This window comes from Pseudomonas sp. o96-267, assembly GCF_003935465.1.
Taxonomy (GTDB): Bacteria; Pseudomonadota; Gammaproteobacteria; order Pseudomonadales; family Pseudomonadaceae; genus Aquipseudomonas; species Aquipseudomonas sediminis.
Genome location: NZ_RHQP01000034.1, coordinates 1 through 17545, shown reverse-complemented (window position 1 = coordinate 17545; position 17545 = coordinate 1). Strand labels below are relative to the sequence as shown.

Sequence of the window (17545 nt, the reverse complement as noted above, 5' to 3'; positions counted from 1 at the left end):
GGTCATGTTGCATATCGAGGACATGCGCATTCGCCGGGGTAGCGACTACCAGATCGTCTTGCCGCGCCTGATTCTTGGCCGTGGCGAGGTGGCGGCAATCACCGGCGCCAGCGGTTGTGGCAAGAGCACGCTGCTGGAAATGATTGGTCTGATCCTGCGTCCCGATGGGCTCGGCCAGTTCCGTCTGGGAGATGCCGATGGGCTGGATGTTGCCGCGCTGCTGCGCGATGACCGCCAGGCGCAATTGGCTGATATTCGCGCTCAGCGTTTGGGCTTCGTGTTGCAGAGTGGCGGTCTGCTGCCGTTTCTCAGTGTGCGGCAGAATATCGAGTTGCCTCGGCGCATGCTTGGTCTACCTGGCAAGAGCGAGTTGGTCGACGAGGCCATCTCTCGTCTGTGCCTGCAACCCTTGCTGGGCAAGTTGCCGGCGCAGCTGTCTATCGGCGAGCGCCAGCGTGTGTCTTTCGTCCGCGCGATCGCCCATGAGCCCGACCTGCTGTTGGCCGACGAGCCGACCGCAGCGCTCGATCCTCTGCAGGCGCAACGCTTGTTCGAGCTGATCATCGAAATCGTCCAGCGTTTCCAGATCGCCGCGTTGTTGGTTACCCACGACTGGGATCTGGTGCGCGATTGTGCGATCCGCAACATCGTCGGCACGCTGCAGGGTAGCGCCGTCGATGCCAGCGCCGACGGCACGGTGTTCCATGAGGCGGCCTGAGACTCGCCCCCGTCTGCGTTTGCTGATCGAATTGGCAGCGCGTGACCTGTGGCACGACCGCAAGGTGTCGCTGTGCATCGTCGCCTCGCTGGTGGCGGTGATTGCGCCCCTGCTGTTGTTGTTCGGCCTCAAGCATGGCGTGGTCTCGCAGCTCAATGATGAGCTGCTCAGCGACCCGCGCAACCTCGAAGTGCGCATGCTCGGCAACTATGACTTGGCCGGCGGCTGGTTCGAGCGTTTGCGTGCCCAGCCCGGCGTAGGCTTCGTCATCCCGCTGACCCGTTCGCTGAACACCCAGGCCGACCTGCAGCGCGACAGTCAGCATTTTGTCGCCAATGCTGAAGTCATCCCGACAGCCAGTGGCGATCCGCTGATCGCCGCTTTGCCGTCGCCCGCGACGTTGGAGCAGGTACTGCTCAGCGCCAGTGCGGCGAGCCGACTCGGCGTGCAGGTCGGCGATACGTTGCGTCTGCTGGTGCTGCGCAAGCTCGATGGCAGCAACGAGCGTGGCGAACTGACGGTGACCGTGGGTGGGGTGCTGGAGAACAGCGCCTTTACCCGGCCGGCGGTGCTGGTGCACCTTGATCTGCTGGTGGCGATGGAAAATTTTCGCGATGGTTATGCCGTGCCGATGTTCGGCTTCCTCACCGGCGAGGTGGCGCCGGTGCGCGAGCGCTATGCCCGTGCGCGCATCTACGCCCGGGGCCTGGATGATGTGGCCAGCATTGCCAGTTGGCTTGATGGCGAGCGCATAGAGAGCAGCACGCGGGCGCGTGAGATCGAGTCGGTCAAGGCCATCAGCCATGTGCTCGGCCTGATTTTCGCGGTGATCGCCTGGACCGCGGTGATCGGTTGCGTGGCCTCGCTGGCCGGGGCCTTTCTCGCCAATATCGACCGCAAGCGCAAGGATCTGGCGCTGTTGCGTCTGCTTGGTTTTCAGCGTTCGGCTGCTGGCGCCTACGTGATGGTTCAGGCGGCGCTGCTCACCTGTTTGGCTTTTGCTTTGGGCTACGCTGCCTACCTGGTCGGCAGCCATGTATTCAATACGGCGCTGGGCGCCAACCTGGCCGACGACGGCTTCGTCTGCAAGTTGGAAAACATTCATATTTTGCTGGCCTTCGCCAGTGCATTGCTGATCGCCATCGTCGTGGCGGCTGTAGGAGGGTTTCGTGCGATCCATATTCAACCGGCTGAAAGCCTGCGTGACCTCTGAGCAGGCCTTGCTGGCAGCGGCGACGTTGCTGGCGCTGGGCAGTCTGCCGGCCCAGGCTGCTTGGGAGGAGAAGTACTACAACCCCAAACCGCTGGCCGATGACGTGATCCTGCCGATGCCGTGCGAGGGTTCGTTGGTGCTGCGTAAGGTACAGGTTCCAGTCGCCAGCCCGATGGGTGACTATGGCGTGACCCTCGGTCAGGACAGCGACGAGTGGGGCTACATCGAGCAGGCCCGCCCCAGCTACATCGCCGGTAGTTTCACGGTGCAGAAACCGGAACCGGGGCGCTATTACCTGCTGGCCAAGTACGAGTTGAGCGAGCTGCAATACCAGGCCGTGATGAACGATACCTGCCCGACGCCTTCGACCAAGCTGCGCCTGCCGCAGGTCGGCGTCAGCTGGTTCGATGCCACTGCCTTTGCCGACAAATACAGCCTGTGGCTACGCAAGAATGCCGCTGCCAAGCTGCCCAAGGAGGATGGCGCAGCGGGCTTCCTGCGCCTGCCGACCGAGGCCGAGTGGGAGTTTGCCGCACGTGGCGGCATGGCCGTTTCCCAGTCCGAGTTTCGCGATATTCGTTTCCCCACGCCGGATGGTGGGCTCGGTGCTTATGCGTGGTTCGCTGGTGCGCAGTCGGCCAATGGCAAGCTGCAACTGACCGGTTTGCTCAAGCCAAATCCGCTGGGTCTGCATGACGTTCTGGGCAACGTCGATGAGATGCTCTTCGAACCCTTCCGCCTGAACAAGCTCGATCGCCAGCATGGCCAGGCTGGCGGCTATATCGTGCGTGGCGGTAACTACCTGACGCCGCAGGCTGAGCTGCGCACCGCATTGCGTCAGGAACAGCCTTACTACGCCAGCGCTGGCGAGCAGAACAAGCTCAAGACCGGCGGTGTGCGCCTGGCCCTGGTGGCGCCGGTGCTGACCTCGCGCGAGCGCATCAAGCAGGTCGAGCAGGACTGGAAGAAACTCGGTACTCCGGCAGCGAGCAAGGCCACAGGCAGCAAGGACAACAAGGATCCAGTCGCGGAAATCGCCAGCATCGCCAGCGGCGTGCAGGATGACGCGCTCAAGCAGCAACTGGAAAAGCTGCGTGGCGATCTGCGTGCCAACACCCAGGCACGTGACGAGCAACGCGACCAGGCGATCCGCTCCGAACTGCAATTGGGTGCTTTCCTCTGCACCAAGCTCAAGGACGACGGTATGTTCCTCGATACTCTGGAAGGCAACTACAAGCGTAGTTGTGGAGCAGGTGAAGATGACCAGATGAGCCGCTGCGATGCACGCAAAGAGCAGCTCGAAGGTCATCGCAAGGTGCTCGACTTCATGCTCAACTACTATGCCGACACGGTGGTCAGTGGTGCGCTCAACTACACCTCGGCCACCGTCGAGCCGCAAGTCAGTGTGGTGGCTCAACAAATGGCGGCGCGCAGCAAAAGCAACCTGCGCAGTTACCTCGACACCCACTGGAAGAATCTGAATAGCTACATGAAAAGCGGCAAAGTGGCGCGCAGTCAGTGGCTGGAATCCTGTAAATCCATTTAAGCGAAGGGCATGGACATGAAAGCAGTAGCGTTGTTGGATCAGCGGATGAAATGGGTCGTTCTGGGTCTCGCTCTCGTATTGACTGGCTGTCAGACCACCGGCACGACGCCGGCTGCCAATCAGGCGCCGGTCGACCCACGGCTGGCCAACAGCAGTTCGGCGCAGTTCTTCAGCAAGTCGGGTTGGCAAGCCTGTGCCGGTGGCGCGGTGGTCGGCATGCTCGCCTGCCAGCTGGGTAACCCGAGCAAGAAGGCTCAGTGCATGGTCGCTGCCGGTCTGGCTGGCTGTGGCGTGGGCATGGGCGCCAACTACTATCTGGATAACCAGCGCAGCCAGTATGCCAACGCGGAAGACCGTCTGGATGCGACCATCGCCGACGTGCGCAAGGACAACCAGGAGCTGCAGATGCTCAGCGATACCGCGCGTAGCGTGATCGCCGATGACAAGCGCAAGATCGAGCAGATCAAGCAAGACATCGCCGCCAACAAGGTGCAGAGCGCCCAGGCGCAGAAGCAGCTCGCCGAGATCGATGCCAACACCGCCTACCTGAAGAAATCCCTGGCCGACGTACGCTCCAAGCAGCAGGAGTGGACCAAGGTTGCCGCCGCCGAGCGCAACAATGGTGCCCGTACCGATACCTTGGATGCGGAGATCGGCAAGATGCAGAAGCAGATCGCGCAACTGGAGTCGGAAATCGACCAGCTGTACCAGCAGCGTTCTTCGATCCGGCTCGGTTAAGAGTCTGTTCGCGACCTGAACAGACTCCGGGAAACTCTCGGTCAACATGACAGGTAGGGTGCGCTATGCGCACCTTTACCGATCTTTTCGGTGTGCGCGGCACACTCTGTAGCGACAGCCTAATCAGGCTCCAAGGAATACGTCCATGCATCCACTTCGTTCTTTTGTCCTACTGGCTGGCGTCGCCATGCTCGCCGGTTGTGCCGTCAGTTCGCAGGAATGCGACCCACGTAATGCCGATGCCGGGTTCGCCACCAAATTCGGTTGCAAGACCCAGGGCGTCTACGCCCAGCGTGTCGAGGAGAAGGAAAAGATCCTGCTCGACGAGCAGAAAACCAACCAGTTGTTCCGTGATGTCTATGCCGCTATCGAGCAGGAGAAAGCGTCGGTCGGCAAGGATCTGGCGACCCAGCAGGCGCAGTACGCCTCCTTGAACAAGTCGCTGAACGCCCTGCTTGGTGAACTCAAGAATAAGGCCAAGGGCAACCGGCGCATCGAGGCAGAAATTGCTGCGCTGGAGAACGACCTGAAAAATATCAACCAGCAGGAGAATCCGGCCGTGCTGCAGAAACAGGTTGAGCTGCAGAAGCTGCGTAGCAAGGTTTCCAGCCTGGAAAGCGATCTTGGCCTGCGTTGATCATTGCCGTTACACCTGCATGCCGGTCGTTCCGCCAGCAGGCTTTTCCCTGACTACCTAAGCAGGAAGCTGACCGCCATGAAGCGAATCTCCCGCCTGTCCTCCCAAACCCGTAGCGCGGCAGATGCCCTGGCCGGTCATGGCGAACTCACGCAGATCCTGCGCCGGCACCTGCCGCCGAGCACGGCGACCCTGTACGCCAAGCCGAAGCAGGCCGAGGGTGATATCGTCGAATGGTATTCGGATCTTGGCGGCCAGCCGGTACCGTTCAGCCAGTTGGATGAGAAGGAGGCGGCGCAGGTGCGCCACCTGCTCGACGAGCGACTGGCTTCTATCGAACAACTGGCCAGCCAGCTCGATGCGCAGGGTGGCGATGGTGTACGCCAGGCGGCTCTGTTGCGTGAAGCGGCCCGTTATCCCGACACCTCGACCCTGTATTCGCTCAATGGCCAGCCGCTGGTGACCTTCTGGGGCGGTGGCCAACCCCCAGCGCCACCGATCACGCCTGTTACCGCGCAAGCTGGTGCGTTACCGCCAGGTGCAGCAGCCGTGGTAAGCGAGGCGCCACGCAAGCGGCGCTGGTGGTTGTGGCTGCTGCTTGCCCTGCTGTTGCTGGCCCTACTGGCGGCGCTCTGGTGGTGGCTGTTCTGTCGTGAGCCGGAAACCCCGCCTGTGCCGGTCGAGTCGCCGGTGGCCGAAGAGCCGGCCGTGCCTGAGGAGGTTCCATCCGAGCAGGAGCCAGTGGAAGAGGATCCGGTGGTCGAGGAGCCCGAACCCGAGCCGGAAATTCCGCTGCCACCGCCGATTCCCGAGCCCAAGCCTGAACCAAAACCCGAGCCCAAGCCGGATCCTGCCGAGCTGCTGAAAAAACGTATCGATGGCATCGCCCGAGACTGTTCGGCCCTGCAGAAGATGCAGCGCGAAGAGCCGTTGCTCAAGGACAACGCCGCCCTGCGCGAGCAGGTCGAGCAGAACTTGGCGAAGAACTGCAAGGAGCAGTTGATCACTAATGCCAAGAACCTTTGCCCCGATGAGCGTCCGAAGGAGTTGGCGCCGGAGATGGTCATTGTCTTTGATGCTTCCGGTTCCATGGATATCAGCATGCTGGCCACACCCAAGGAAATCGAACAGGCAACGATGGTGCAAGGGGTTGCCAATATCGCCACGCAGCTGCTGCTTGGAACCAATGCCCCGAACACGATGGGCCATGTATTCCGTGAACCCAAGCGCATCACCACGGCGCGCGAGGCGACTATTGGCGTGGTGCAACAGTTGCCCAGTGATGCCAACGCCGGACTGGTGCTGGTGGAGAGCTGTCCGGGCGCCCGCAGCGTCGGCTACTTCGGTCCTGGCCAACGAGCAGATCTGCTGTCACGCCTGCGCACCGTGACACCGGTACAAGGCACGCCTCTGGCCGATGGCATCGCCAAGGCCGGACAGATGCTCGATGGGGTCAACCGCGAGTCGGTGATGCTGGTGGTGTCCGATGGCGAGGAGAGTTGCAACCAGGATCCCTGTGCGATAGCCCAGGCCTTGGCGCGCAGCAAACCGCACTTGAAGATCAACGTGGTCGATATTCTCGGCACCGGTGCCGGGAATTGCCTGGCGGCGGCGACCGGGGGCAAGGTGTTCACCGCGCGCAACGTCAATGAGCTGCAGATCATGACCAATCAGGCTGCGCAGGACGTGCTGCCGCCAGCACACTGCAAGCGCTAAGAACCAGGGCGGGCGCAAAGGGAGAGCGAGGCCAGGCTTGTATTGCGACGTGCCTGCTCACCCTCACGCTACGGTCAATTCCGGTCTGCGCCAGCATGTGCCTTACGGCAGCTCCAGCCCGCCACTGGCCTTGTGCAGGGCGCGCAGGTGTTCGCCCAGCGTCACCAGATTGGCCTCATTGGCCTCCAGTTCAGCCAGGCGCTCGGGTTGTAGCAGGTTGCGCACTTCGCCATCGAGCTCGTCGCTGAGTTGGCGCAGTTGCTGCTGACGCTCACGGCTGCTGATCTCGAGGCGCTCCCACTCCTTCTGTTGCGGCAAGCCGTAACCGCCCTCGAGCAATTCTGCCGGGCGGCTGAGGAAGCCGCTATTGGCAAGGATCTGCTCCAGCGCGGCGCCGGCCTTGTTCAGGCTTGGGTCACCCGCAGCGCGGCCGGTCAGGTAGCGGCGCTTGAGTTCGTCCTGAGCCAGCAGCAGCTGCCGGCGCAGGGCAGCCTGTTCGAGCAGCAGCAGAGCAGCGCTGGCGCGCAGATCGGCCTCGGCGAACCACTGGCTGCGCGCCTGTGCCGATTGCTCCAGCCAGGCTTCGACACTGTCCTGCTGGATCGGCAGGCGCTGGCGCAGTACGGTGAACATGGCCTGGTAGCGTTCGCGGAAGGAGTCGAAGCGATAGCCCAGGCGCAGCGCCTCGCGCGGCTCGTCGAGCACTGTGGTGTCGGCCAGCCCGCGTGCATCCATCAATTCCAGCAGGCCATTGGGCAGGATGCTGTCCAGCGCCTGCAGGCGCGGATTTCCGGTGCCGCTGCGCAGTAGCTTGAGGGTTTCCACCGCACAGTTGTTGGAGACGAAGTAGTAGTCGCCGTCATAGCTCCAGTGCTGTTCGGCGGCGCGTACCACCAGTTGCTCGACCTCGTCGCGCGACAGGCGCAGCGGTACCGAGGCCAGGCTGCGCAGCTCGACCTTGGTGTATTCATCAATCACCTGCTCCAGCGGCAGCACGAACAGGCGTGAGGGGTAGACGCCGGTCAGGCCATCCCAGCTCGACAGTTGCAGGTCGCCGACGAAGGCACGGTAGGACAGCACCAGATGGTGGTCGAGATCCAGGCGGCAGTCCGGGCCACGTGGCCGGCCCGGTGCGCAGACCACCAGGCGCAGCATGCTGTGGCCCCAGCGGCTCATCCAGGCATCGTTGGCTTCGGCGAGCAGGTAGTCGACTTCATACACGCGCTCAGGGTCGAGGCGCCCCAGTGGCTGCAGGGCGAAGTCGCGCCCGGCATTGAGGTAGGGGTAGTCGTTGCTGCAGTTCTCGCTGGGCGGCGTCCAGTCGAAGTGCTCACGGAAATAGCGCGCCAGCGAGGGGCGGCGGCAGGCATAGCTGGGGTCGAGCAGAAAGTGTTCGAGGTTGACCGCGACGAACTCCAGCGCGTTGGTCAGCTCGTAGCTGTCCGGGCTGCGTGCGACCTGGCCGTTGTTCAGATCGCGCGCGCCACGCTGGCCGACACGTTGCTGCCAGCCAGCCAGATCGAGCAGGCGCGGGTCGTCGCTGAGGGTGAAGCGGCGCTCGGTCTGGCCACGACAATCCTCCGGCAGCCCAACTGGGCCCATGGAGCTGACGCGCTGTCGGCATTGGCTGATGTGGCGGCGCTCGGCCGCAGACCAGAGGCGGGCGCGGTCGTAGAGGTGGGTCAGTTCATGCAGCAGGGTGGCCAGTAGTTCCTGGCGCTGGGTGCCGTGCGGGCGACCGGTGCGATTTTCTGCCGCCGAGCCGTCGACCAGCTTCGGCAGTAGCTCGGCGTTAAGCTCGATGCCGCTGAAGCGACCGACCTGGCCGTAGATCTCCGAGGGCAGTCCGGCGCGCCAGCTGACCCTCACTTCTCGGTCCAGTTGCTGGACGAAGCGCGGGGGCAATGCGGCCATCGCCTCGTCCAGCAGGGCCTGGCTCGCCTGGCGTTCGGCTGCGCCTAGCGCGCGGTCGTCCAGCGTCAGACGCAGCGGCGCCGGGGCGAAGCCAGCGGCCAGCGCCAGCAGCGCGCCGCAGCACCAGGCGGTGAGGTGGGTCACAGGGCGAGAATGGCTTCGGCCAGTTGCAGGTCGCTGGCGCTCTGCGCTTCGGGCAGTTGCTGGCGAATGCTCTGCAGCGCAGCTTCCAATTGTGCACCGCGAATTTCACCGGCGCTGGCGACGAAGCTGGCGGCGTCGTCGCGGGCCTGTACCACGGCTTTCATGTCGCGAATCGAGGTGGTGGTGTCGGAGGTAAAGTTGATGCTGCGATCCAGGGCGCGCACCACGATGTTGCTGGTGGCGACCACGGTTTGCGCCTGAGCGATACCGCTGAACAGGGCGCAGGCGGCGACGGCGATGACGAATGAACGACGCATGATAAGGAGCTCCGAGAACTGCAGAACGGACGATTTGACGCGGACAGGCCGGCGCGGTTCCCCGCGACCAGGCAAGTAGGCGAAGTTTACGGGGCCATGCAGCGTCGGTCAGCAGCGAGCTTATCGGTAGACGTGTGCAAAGTTTTCACAGGCTGAGGATGGCCTGAGCCAGGGCCAGGTCATCCGCTGTCGCCAGCGCGGCGTCATGACGGCGAATGTGCGCCAGGGCCGCTTCGAGTCGTACGCTGCGAATCGCGCCAGCGCTGGCGACGAAGCTGGCGGCATCGTCGCGGGCCGCGCGCAGCTGTTTCATGTCGCGCAACGAGCTGGTCGCGTCCGAGGTGACCTCGACGGTGCCGGCCAGGGCGCCGCCCAGAGTGTCGGTGGTCGCGACCAGGCTGCTGGCGCAGGCGGTGCCAGCCAGCCCTAATGAAAGAAGCGCTGCAATCAGGGATTTCTTCAGGTGCATATGGGGTAACTCCGGTAGGGCGGGACGCGGTTCTGCCCGCATCCGCAGCTTAGCCCAACGGCCTTCCCCGCTCCATTACTGGTTCAGCGCCAGAGCGGCTTGGCCAGTTCCTGTTCACGCTCAGCTGTGCTGATGCCGGCGTCAGCCAGTTGTTGCTCATTGAGCAAGGCAAGCTGCCGACGAGTGCGGCGGTTGCGTTGCCAGTGACGCAGCGTCGAGTAGAAACCGAGCCAGTGCAGGGGCTTGTTGTGTGCAGGGCGCGAGAATTGTTCGTGAGTGCGGTCCATGGCGTTCTCCTGTCGAGAGACAAGGGTGGAAGCTCATGTTCTCGCAAGCGCTCGTGGGTGAGCAGATACAACCGGTTGGAATTGTGCGGGGGCCGTGGCGGTTTTATGGCAACTGTACTACTCGCTCGGGCGATGACTGTTGCAGATAAAACGAAAGCCCCACCGCAGCAGAGACGGTGGAGCTCTCAGAAGATCCCAACTTGGGGATGGAGCAAAGCAGTGTGTCAGCGCCAGAACGGCTTCTGCAGTTCGGCGTAACGCTGATTTTCGCTAATGCCAGCGTCAGCGAGCAGGCGGGCATCCAGTCGAGCCAGTTGACGACGGCTGACGATGCGGCGCTGCCACAGGCTGAGGGTAGCGATAACGCGGAGCAGCCAGGCCGATTTGTCGCTGGCAACGCTGTGAGTTTGAAGCGGGGCGGAACTGAGGGTACGTTCCATGCTGGTCATCCTTCCGCTTGTGGCGGGGTATGTGTGCTATCGATGGGCAAATTATCCCGAGCGCAGTGATGGCTCAGTAGTCACAGCTGAATGAAATTGTTGTGCTATTAGATAGGTTGCTTTGTAACTGTTCGGTCAGGAATCGATATAACTGTACTGTCCATAAGTGAAAAGACTGGGTGCAACCGTTTTAGGCGAGATAATTCACTAGGTGCAACCCACTTATCTTGGCATTTAAAGCAGTACAGTTTGGAATTGATCTGTTGCGATGATTGACCTGAAAATCAGCTTTTTGGCTGGCTTCATAAACAGGAAACCCGGCGCATGGCCGGGTTTCCTGTCTGACTGGTCAGGGCTTATTCCACGGCTTTGACCATGTCTTCGATGACCTTCTTGGCATCGCCGAAGACCATCATGGTTTTGTCCATGTAGAACAGTTCGTTATCCAGGCCGGCGTAGCCGCTAGCCATCGAGCGCTTGTTGACGATCACGGTCTTGGCTTTGTAAGCCTCGAGGATCGGCATGCCGGCGATCGGCGACTTCGGATCATTCTTCGCCGCCGGGTTGACCACGTCGTTGGCACCCAGCACCAGCACCACGTCTGTCTGACCGAACTCGGAGTTGATGTCCTCCATCTCGAACACCTGTTCGTACGGCACCTCGGCCTCGGCCAGCAGTACGTTCATGTGGCCAGGCATACGCCCGGCGACCGGATGGATCGCATACTTCACGGTCACGCCACGGTGGGTCAGCTTCTCAGCCAGTTCCATCAGTGCATGCTGGGCACGCGCCACGGCCAGGCCGTAACCGGGCACTATGACCACGGTGTCGGCGTTGGTCAGCAGGAAGGCGGCGTCGTCGCTTGATCCCGACTTGACGCTGCGCTGTTCCTGGCTGCCTGTGGCGGCACCGGCGTCGGCATCGGCGCCGAAGCCGCCGAGGATGACGTTGAAGAACGAGCGGTTCATCGCCTTGCACATGATGTACGAGAGGATGGCGCCCGAAGAGCCGACCAGGGAACCAGCAACGATCAGCATCGAGTTGTTCAGCGAGAAGCCGATACCGGCGGCCGCCCAGCCCGAGTAGCTGTTGAGCATCGACACCACCACCGGCATGTCGGCGCCGCCGATGGGGATGATGATCAGCACGCCAATGACGAAGGCAAGGGCCACCAGCACAGCGAAGGCGGTGATGTCGCCGGTGAAGGTGTAATACAGGCCCAGGCCGAGAATCGCCAGACCGATCACCAGGTTGACCAGGTGTTGCCCCTTGAAAACGACAGGCGCGCCCTGGAATAGGCGGAACGTGTACTTGCCGGACAGCTTGCCAAAGGCGATCACCGAACCGGAGAAGGTGATGGCACCGATGGCTGCACCGAGGAACAGTTCCAGGCGGTTGCCGGCCGGGATGGCGTCGCCCAGCGCGGCGACGATGCCCAGCGACTGCGGCTCGACCACGGCGGCAATGGCGATGAACACGGCGGCCAGGCCGATCATGCTGTGCATGAAGGCGACCAGCTCCGGCATCTTGGTCATCTCGACGCGCTTGGCCATGAGGGTGCCAACGCTGCCGCCGACCAGCAGGCCGACGATGACGAAGCCCAGGCCTTGTACGGCCAGCTCACTGCCGAGCTTGTAGATCAGGCCGACGGTGGTCAGTACGGCGATGGCCATGCCGATCATGCCGAACAGGTTGCCGCGTCGCGACGTGGTCGGGTGCGACAGGCCCTTGAGCGCCTGGATGAAGCACACCGAGGCGACGAGGTAGAGAACAGTGATCAGGTTCATGCTCATGGTCAGTGTTTCTCCACCTGGGCTTTCGGTGCTTTTTTCTTGAACATTTCCAGCATGCGTCGGGTGACCAGGAAGCCACCGAACACGTTGACCGCAGCCAGGGCCACGGCCAGGGTGCCCATGGTTTTGCCCAGCGGGGTGACGGTGAGGGCGGCGGCCAGCATGGCGCCGACGATCACGATGGCGGAAATGGCGTTGGTCACAGCCATCAGCGGGGTGTGCAGGGCCGGGGTGACGTTCCACACCACGTGGTAGCCGACATAGATGGCGAGCACGAAGATGATCAGGTTGTAGATGCCGTCGGAAATCAGATCCATGTCCCTACTCCTTAGCCGTTCTTGCGCACGACTTCGCCGGCATTGCACATCAGGCAGGCCGCGACGATGTCGTCTTCGAGGTTGAGCTGGAACTGGCCTTCCTTGTCGATCACGAGCTTGAGGAAGTCCAGCAGGTTGCGTGCATACAGCGCGGAAGCATCCGCCGGCACCAGTGCCGCCAGGTTGGTGTGGCCGACCAGTGTCACTCCGTGCTTGACCACCACCTTGTCGGCCTCGGTCAGCGGGCAGTTGCCGCCTTGCGCAGCGGCCAGGTCGATGACCACGGAGCCCGGCTTCATTTCAGCAACTGTGCCCTCATGGAGAAGGGTCGGTGCCTTACGACCGGGAATGAGTGCCGTCGTAATAACAATATCGGCCTGCTTGGCGCGCTCGTGCACCGCCTTGGCCTGACGCTCCATCCAGGATTGCGGCATCGGTCGGGCGTAGCCACCCACACCCTGGGCGCACTCGCGCTCCTCATCAGTCTCGAGTGGTACGTCGACGAACTTGGCGCCGAGCGATTCGATCTGCTCTTTAACTGCCGGGCGCACATCGGATGCCTCGATCACCGCGCCAAGGCGCTTGGCCGTTGCGATGGCCTGCAGGCCGGCGACGCCAGCACCCAGGATCAGCACGCGCGCAGCTTTAACGGTACCGGCAGCGGTCATCAGCATGGGCATGAAGCGCGGGTAGTGATTCGCTGCCAGCATCACGGCCTTGTAGCCGGCGATATTGGCCTGCGAGCTCAGCACGTCCAGGCTTTGCGCGCGCGAGGTGCGCGGTGCGGCCTCCAGGGCGAAAGCGATGATGCCGCGGGCGTTCATGCGCGCGATGGTGTCGTTGCAGAACGGGTTGAGCATGCCAACCAGCACGGCCCCGGCTCTCATATGAGCGAGCTCGGCTTCGGTCGGTGCGACCACCTTCAGCACGAGGTCGGCGCCAAAGGCGGCCGAATCGTTGCCGATGGTCGCGCCAGCAGCCTCGTAAGCGCTGTCCGGAATGCTGGCGCTGATGCCGGCGCCGGCCTGCACGGTCACCTGATGACCTTGGCCGACCAGCTTCTTGATGGTCTCTGGGGTCGCGGCAACCCGCGTCTCCCCGGCATGGGTTTCGAGAGGAACACCGATGTGCACTTCTAATCTCCTGCGTGATCTTTTTTGTGAACCGGGGCACTGCGCTGGCGCGCCGGCGATTGGGGATCAGCACATAACCCGCCGGAAGGTGGCGAGCGCGGCGATTGTGCAATCGAACGTAAACCCTTACAAGAAGTTATGGAGTAAAAAAAATGCATTACTACAAGTAATGGGTCTATGAGGGATTTTTATACTGCCCGCAGCCCGCGCAGGTTAAGGCTGGCAGCAGGTTCCGCGCAGCTTGTAGGGCGGCATAGGCAGTCACGCACAGGATGACCGCCGGTCGAATCGGAAGGCGTGTGGAGAGTAACGAACGATCTGTTCAAAATAGTGCTATAGCCCGAAAGTAGTGGTCTCTATGCACTTTTCCTGAAAAATCTTTGTAGTGTGACTGTTTGCTTGCTACGGGTTCTTTTCTTGGGCGTATCTATTATCTTCGAGCCTAAAGTGATCTTGCTCTGACCATGGTTATGAGTCTCGATAGGCGTCGGCCTGGGCCAGAAGCCAATCTCGGAAGGCCTTCAGTGCTGCAGACTCGGCCTTGCGCTCCGGCACCATCAGGTAATAGGCGCGGTCGTTGTTTGGTACGGCGCGGTCGAAGGCAATCACCAGGCTGCCTTCTTCCAGTTCGCGCTGGATCAGGAAGGGTGGGATCAGTGCAATACCCATTTCATGCTGAGCGGCCTGCGCCAGCATGGAAAACAGTTCCAATCTTGGGCCGGTCATGTCGCGAGCCACGCTCATACCTTGGGCGGCGAACCACTGGCGCCACGCATATGGGCGGGTGGTCTGCTGCAGCAGGGGCAGAGCGGCGATGCGTTCGACTGTCGCTGGGGTATCGCCCAGCAATGCCGGGCTGCAAACCGGCAGCAGGTGTTCATGCATCAGAAAGTGGGCCTCGGTGCCTGACCACTCGGCATCACCGTAATAGATGGCTGCATCGAAGTGGGTGTCGGCGAACAGGAAGGGGCGGGTGCGGTTGGTCAGGTGCACCGTCACTTCCGGGTGCAAGCGCTGAAAGGCGCGCAGGCGGGGGAGCAGCCACTGGGTGCCAAAGGTCGGCACCACCGCCAGCTCGATGCTGGTCGTGCCCTGGTTGCCCATCAGCGCCAGGGTGTCGCGCTCCACGGCATCGAGTTGTGCTGCCACCTTGCGACTGTAGGCAACGCCTGCTTCGGTCAGGATTACGCCGCGCCGTGATCGACGGAACAGTTCCACATTGAGAAAGCTCTCCAGTCCGCCGATTTGCCGGCAAATCGCACTCTGCGTGAGGTTGAGCTCATCGGCCGCCTTGGTGAAGCTCTGGTGACGAGCGGCCGACTCGAAGGCGACCAGGGCGGCGGTGCTGGGGATCTTGCGACGCATTGATGCAAAAGCCTCACTCATGAGCGGTATTTATGGCTGGTTAAGCTAGCTCGAAGTGAGGAAAAAGCACAGGTCTGTGCAAAATCTGCGTTTGTCCATTGCCTGAAGCCGGCCTAGGATCAATGGCATTCCGGGTCGGCTGGATCGACCGCTCACACCCTGCTTCGAGGTTTCTCGTAATGGCCAAGGCAAGCTTCAACTGGATCGACCCGCTGCTGTTGGATCAGCAACTGACTGAAGAAGAGCGCATGGTGCGCGACAGCGCCCAGCAGTTCGCCGATGACAAGTTGGCGCCGCGTGTGCTGGAAGCCTTCCGTCATGAGCAGACCGATCCGAAGATTTTCCGTGAGATGGGCGAAACCGGCTTGCTGGGAGCGACCATCCCCGAAGCCTACGGCGGCAGTGGCTTGAATTACGTGTGCTACGGCCTGATCGCGCGAGAAGTGGAGCGCATCGACTCTGGTTACCGCTCGATGATGAGCGTGCAGTCGTCGCTGGTGATGGTGCCGATCAATGAGTTCGGTAGCGAGGCGACCAAGCAGAAGTACCTGCCCAAGCTGGCCAGTGGCGAATACATCGGTTGCTTCGGTCTGACCGAACCGAACCATGGTTCCGATCCGGGCTCCATGGTGACCCGCGCCAAGAAGGTCGACGGCGGCTACCGCCTGACCGGCAGCAAGATGTGGATCACCAACAGTCCGATTGCCGATGTCTTCGTGGTCTGGGCCAAGGATGACGCTGGCGAGATTCGCGGCTTCGTCTTGGAAAAAGGCTGGGAAGGCCTCTCCGCTCCAGCGATTCACGGCAAGGTCGGCCTGCGCGCGTCGATCACCGGCGAGATCGTCATGGACAACGTGTTCTGCCCTGAAGAGAACGCCTTCCCGGATGTGCGTGGTTTGCGCGGCCCGTTCACCTGTCTGAACTCTGCGCGCTATGGCATCAGTTGGGGCGCGCTGGGCGCTGCCGAATTCTGCTGGCACACCGCGCGCCAGTACGTGCTCGATCGCAATCAGTTCGGTCGCCCGCTGGCGGCTAACCAGTTGATTCAGAAGAAGCTGGCCGATATGCAGACCGAAATCACCCTGGCCCTGCAAGGCTGCCTACGTTTAGGGCGGATGAAGGACGAAGGCACCGCCGCTGTGGAGATCACTTCGATTATGAAGCGCAACAGTTGCGGCAAGGCGCTGGATATCGCCCGCATGGCGCGCGACATGCTGGGCGGCAATGGCATCAGCGACGAGTTCGGCATCGCCCGCCACCTGGTTAACCTCGAAGTGGTTAACACCTATGAGGGCACACATGACGTGCATGCGCTGATCCTTGGTCGCGCGCAGACCGGCATTCAGGCCTTCTTCTAAGGGCGCACGCCTTTCTTACGATCCATGGTGCGCGTGGCGCACCCTGCGGAGAATCTCCATGTCTGGCGCCCTTTCCCATATCCGCGTGCTTGATCTGTCCCGCGTACTGGCCGGCCCTTGGTGCGGGCAGATTCTGGGTGACCTGGGGGCCGAGGTGATCAAGGTCGAGCGACCGGGCTCGGGCGATGACACCCGGCATTGGGGGCCTCCCTATATAAAGGATGCCGAGGGTAACGATTCGCGTGAGGCGGCTTACTTCCAGAGTGCCAATCGCAACAAGCAGTCGCTGACTCTCGATTTCACCCAACCCGAAGGCCAGCGCCTGGTGCGTGAGCTGGTCGCGCAGTGCGATGTGCTGCTGGAGAACTTCAAAGTCGGCGGCCTGGCGGCCTATGGCCTGGATTATGAGTCGCTGAAGGCGATCAACCCTCGACTGATCTACTGCTCCATTACTGGCTTCGGCCAGACCGGGCCCTATGCCAAACGCGCTGGTTATGACTTCATGATCCAGGGGCTTGGTGGTCTGATGAGTCTGACTGGGCGGCCGGAAGGTGAAGAGGGTGCCGGACCGATGAAGGTCGGCGTGGCGCTGACCGATATCCTCACCGGGCTGTATGCCATCGTAGGTGTGCTGGCTGCGCTGAATCAGCGTGAGCAATCGGGTATAGGTCAGCATATAGATGTGGCGTTGCTTGATGTGCAGGTCGCCTGTCTGGCCAACCAAGCCATGAACTACCTGACGACAGGTGTATCACCGAGGCGTCTGGGCAATGCCCATCCCAATATCGTGCCTTACCAGGATTTCCCCAGTGCTGATGGCAACTTCATCCTTGCGGTTGGCAACGACGGGCAGTTCCGCAAGTTCTGCGAGGTAGCGGGTATTGCGAACCTTGCCGATGACCCGCGCTTTGTCACTAACAAGGCCCGGGTTGCCCATCGTGCAGAGTTGATCCCGCTGTTGCGCCAGGCCACGGTATTCAAGACTACGGCGCAGTGGATCGAGTTGCTGGAAAAGGCTTGCGTGCCCTGTGGGCCGATCAATGATCTGCAGCAGGTGTTCGCCGACCCTCAGGTTAAGGCGCGGGGGCTGCGTCTCGATCTGCCCAATGCGCTGGGAAGTCGTACTCCGCAGGTCGCCAGTCCGCTGCGCCTATCTGTTACGCCGGTGGCCTATCGTTCGGCTCCGCCACTGCTGGGCCAGCACACCGATAGCCTGTTGCAGAGGTTGCTTGGCATGAGTGAAACGCAGATTGCCGAGTTACGCGAGGCAGGGGTTCTCTGAGCTTCTATATATAGTCGGCAGAGTAGTTGATTCGATTTACGTAATTATTTGCACGTCAGGGGTTTACAGCTCGTCGTGCTCATGTAGAATGCGCGCCACTTCAGCGATGAAGCGCTTCAAAAACTTCTTGTTAATCAATAAGTTAAGTTGAATGAAGG

Annotated in this window: 17 protein-coding genes; 8 read left to right on the top strand and 9 right to left on the bottom strand. The window is 61.8% G+C overall.

Annotation, left to right across the window (positions count from 1 at the left end; all coding sequences use genetic code 11):
• Window positions 1-4: 4 nt before the first annotated feature.
• The 6 genes from EGJ86_RS20210 to EGJ86_RS20185 all read left to right on the top strand — a co-directional run bounded on the left by EGJ86_RS20210 (window position 5) and on the right by EGJ86_RS20185 (window position 6568).
• A complete protein-coding gene (locus EGJ86_RS20210; protein WP_125836395.1) occupies window positions 5-718 on the top strand; it encodes an ABC transporter ATP-binding protein in 714 nt (237 codons plus the stop codon).
• A complete protein-coding gene (locus EGJ86_RS20205) occupies window positions 705-1931 on the top strand; it encodes an ABC transporter permease (protein WP_125836394.1) in 1227 nt (408 codons plus the stop codon). The genes EGJ86_RS20210 and EGJ86_RS20205 overlap by 14 nt, the downstream gene beginning before the upstream one ends.
• Entirely contained in the window at window positions 1921-3477 is a 1557-nt protein-coding gene (locus EGJ86_RS20200; protein WP_017676116.1) for an SUMF1/EgtB/PvdO family nonheme iron enzyme, read from the top strand. Before EGJ86_RS20205 ends, EGJ86_RS20200 begins: the two co-directional genes overlap by 11 nt.
• A gap of 45 nt (window positions 3478-3522) precedes the next feature.
• Window positions 3523-4215: a hypothetical protein gene (locus tag EGJ86_RS20195; RefSeq protein WP_017676115.1), complete on the top strand. Its 693-nt coding sequence runs from the start codon at window positions 3523-3525 to the stop codon at window positions 4213-4215.
• Between the two features lie 145 nt (window positions 4216-4360).
• Window positions 4361-4852: a hypothetical protein gene (locus tag EGJ86_RS20190; RefSeq protein WP_004425286.1), complete on the top strand. Its 492-nt coding sequence runs from the start codon at window positions 4361-4363 to the stop codon at window positions 4850-4852.
• A gap of 78 nt (window positions 4853-4930) precedes the next feature.
• Complete coding sequence (locus EGJ86_RS20185) at window positions 4931-6568, top strand: VWA domain-containing protein (protein ID WP_125836393.1); 1638 nt, start codon at window positions 4931-4933, stop codon at window positions 6566-6568.
• A gap of 102 nt (window positions 6569-6670) precedes the next feature.
• Here the strand turns inward: EGJ86_RS20185 and EGJ86_RS20180 are convergent, their stop codons facing one another.
• The 9 genes from EGJ86_RS20180 to EGJ86_RS20140 form a co-directional block, all read right to left on the bottom strand.
• Window positions 6671-8626 (bottom strand): DUF4105 domain-containing protein, encoded by a 1956-nt coding sequence (locus EGJ86_RS20180; RefSeq protein WP_125836392.1) that lies wholly within the window; start codon window positions 8624-8626, stop codon window positions 6671-6673.
• Window positions 8623-8943, bottom strand: coding sequence for a DUF2388 domain-containing protein (locus EGJ86_RS20175; protein WP_003464665.1), 321 nt, complete (start codon window positions 8941-8943; stop codon window positions 8623-8625). Before EGJ86_RS20175 ends, EGJ86_RS20180 begins: the two co-directional genes overlap by 4 nt.
• A gap of 145 nt (window positions 8944-9088) precedes the next feature.
• Window positions 9089-9412: a DUF2388 domain-containing protein gene (locus EGJ86_RS20170; protein WP_074855847.1), complete on the bottom strand. Its 324-nt coding sequence runs from the start codon at window positions 9410-9412 to the stop codon at window positions 9089-9091.
• An 83-nt stretch (window positions 9413-9495) separates the two neighbouring features.
• Window positions 9496-9699, bottom strand: coding sequence for a DUF1127 domain-containing protein (locus EGJ86_RS20165; RefSeq protein ID WP_125836391.1), 204 nt, complete (start codon window positions 9697-9699; stop codon window positions 9496-9498).
• A gap of 224 nt (window positions 9700-9923) precedes the next feature.
• Complete coding sequence (locus EGJ86_RS20160; RefSeq protein ID WP_003464662.1) at window positions 9924-10139, bottom strand: DUF1127 domain-containing protein; 216 nt, start codon at window positions 10137-10139, stop codon at window positions 9924-9926.
• Between the two features lie 356 nt (window positions 10140-10495).
• A complete protein-coding gene (locus EGJ86_RS20155; RefSeq protein WP_125836390.1) occupies window positions 10496-11932 on the bottom strand; it encodes an NAD(P)(+) transhydrogenase (Re/Si-specific) subunit beta in 1437 nt (478 codons plus the stop codon).
• Window positions 11933-11934: 2 nt separating this feature from the next.
• Window positions 11935-12249, bottom strand: a complete 315-nt coding sequence (locus EGJ86_RS20150) for an NAD(P) transhydrogenase subunit alpha (protein WP_003464660.1) — start codon at window positions 12247-12249, stop codon at window positions 11935-11937.
• An 11-nt stretch (window positions 12250-12260) separates the two neighbouring features.
• A complete protein-coding gene (locus EGJ86_RS20145; protein WP_125836389.1) occupies window positions 12261-13382 on the bottom strand; it encodes a Re/Si-specific NAD(P)(+) transhydrogenase subunit alpha in 1122 nt (373 codons plus the stop codon).
• A 468-nt stretch (window positions 13383-13850) separates the two neighbouring features.
• Entirely contained in the window at window positions 13851-14747 is an 897-nt protein-coding gene (locus tag EGJ86_RS20140; protein WP_125836388.1) for a LysR family transcriptional regulator, read from the bottom strand.
• A gap of 179 nt (window positions 14748-14926) precedes the next feature.
• Between EGJ86_RS20140 and EGJ86_RS20135 the strand changes: the two genes are divergently transcribed.
• A complete protein-coding gene (locus EGJ86_RS20135; protein ID WP_125836387.1) occupies window positions 14927-16105 on the top strand; it encodes an acyl-CoA dehydrogenase in 1179 nt (392 codons plus the stop codon).
• A gap of 58 nt (window positions 16106-16163) precedes the next feature.
• A complete protein-coding gene (locus EGJ86_RS20130) occupies window positions 16164-17387 on the top strand; it encodes a CaiB/BaiF CoA-transferase family protein (protein ID WP_125836386.1) in 1224 nt (407 codons plus the stop codon).
• Window positions 17388-17545: the final 158 nt, after the last annotated feature.

What these genes read in the sequence shown, in the direction of transcription:
- EGJ86_RS20210 (WP_125836395.1), top strand. Translation starts at nt 5, where the DNA reads ATGTTGCATATCGAGGACATGCGCATTCGCCGGGGTAGCGACTACCAG.
- EGJ86_RS20165 (WP_125836391.1), bottom strand. Translation starts at nt 9,699, where the DNA reads ATGGACCGCACTCACGAACAATTCTCGCGCCCTGCACACAACAAGCCC.
- EGJ86_RS20190 (WP_004425286.1), top strand. Translation starts at nt 4,361, where the DNA reads ATGCATCCACTTCGTTCTTTTGTCCTACTGGCTGGCGTCGCCATGCTC.
- EGJ86_RS20130 (WP_125836386.1), top strand. Translation starts at nt 16,164, where the DNA reads ATGTCTGGCGCCCTTTCCCATATCCGCGTGCTTGATCTGTCCCGCGTA.
- EGJ86_RS20160 (WP_003464662.1), bottom strand. Translation starts at nt 10,139, where the DNA reads ATGGAACGTACCCTCAGTTCCGCCCCGCTTCAAACTCACAGCGTTGCC.
- EGJ86_RS20150 (WP_003464660.1), bottom strand. Translation starts at nt 12,249, where the DNA reads ATGGATCTGATTTCCGACGGCATCTACAACCTGATCATCTTCGTGCTC.
- EGJ86_RS20195 (WP_017676115.1), top strand. Translation starts at nt 3,523, where the DNA reads ATGAAATGGGTCGTTCTGGGTCTCGCTCTCGTATTGACTGGCTGTCAG.
- EGJ86_RS20205 (WP_125836394.1), top strand. Translation starts at nt 705, where the DNA reads ATGAGGCGGCCTGAGACTCGCCCCCGTCTGCGTTTGCTGATCGAATTG.
- EGJ86_RS20140 (WP_125836388.1), bottom strand. Translation starts at nt 14,747, where the DNA reads ATGCGTCGCAAGATCCCCAGCACCGCCGCCCTGGTCGCCTTCGAGTCG.
- EGJ86_RS20175 (WP_003464665.1), bottom strand. Translation starts at nt 8,943, where the DNA reads ATGCGTCGTTCATTCGTCATCGCCGTCGCCGCCTGCGCCCTGTTCAGC.
- EGJ86_RS20170 (WP_074855847.1), bottom strand. Translation starts at nt 9,412, where the DNA reads ATGCACCTGAAGAAATCCCTGATTGCAGCGCTTCTTTCATTAGGGCTG.
- EGJ86_RS20185 (WP_125836393.1), top strand. Translation starts at nt 4,931, where the DNA reads ATGAAGCGAATCTCCCGCCTGTCCTCCCAAACCCGTAGCGCGGCAGAT.
- EGJ86_RS20135 (WP_125836387.1), top strand. Translation starts at nt 14,927, where the DNA reads ATGGCCAAGGCAAGCTTCAACTGGATCGACCCGCTGCTGTTGGATCAG.
- EGJ86_RS20155 (WP_125836390.1), bottom strand. Translation starts at nt 11,932, where the DNA reads ATGAGCATGAACCTGATCACTGTTCTCTACCTCGTCGCCTCGGTGTGC.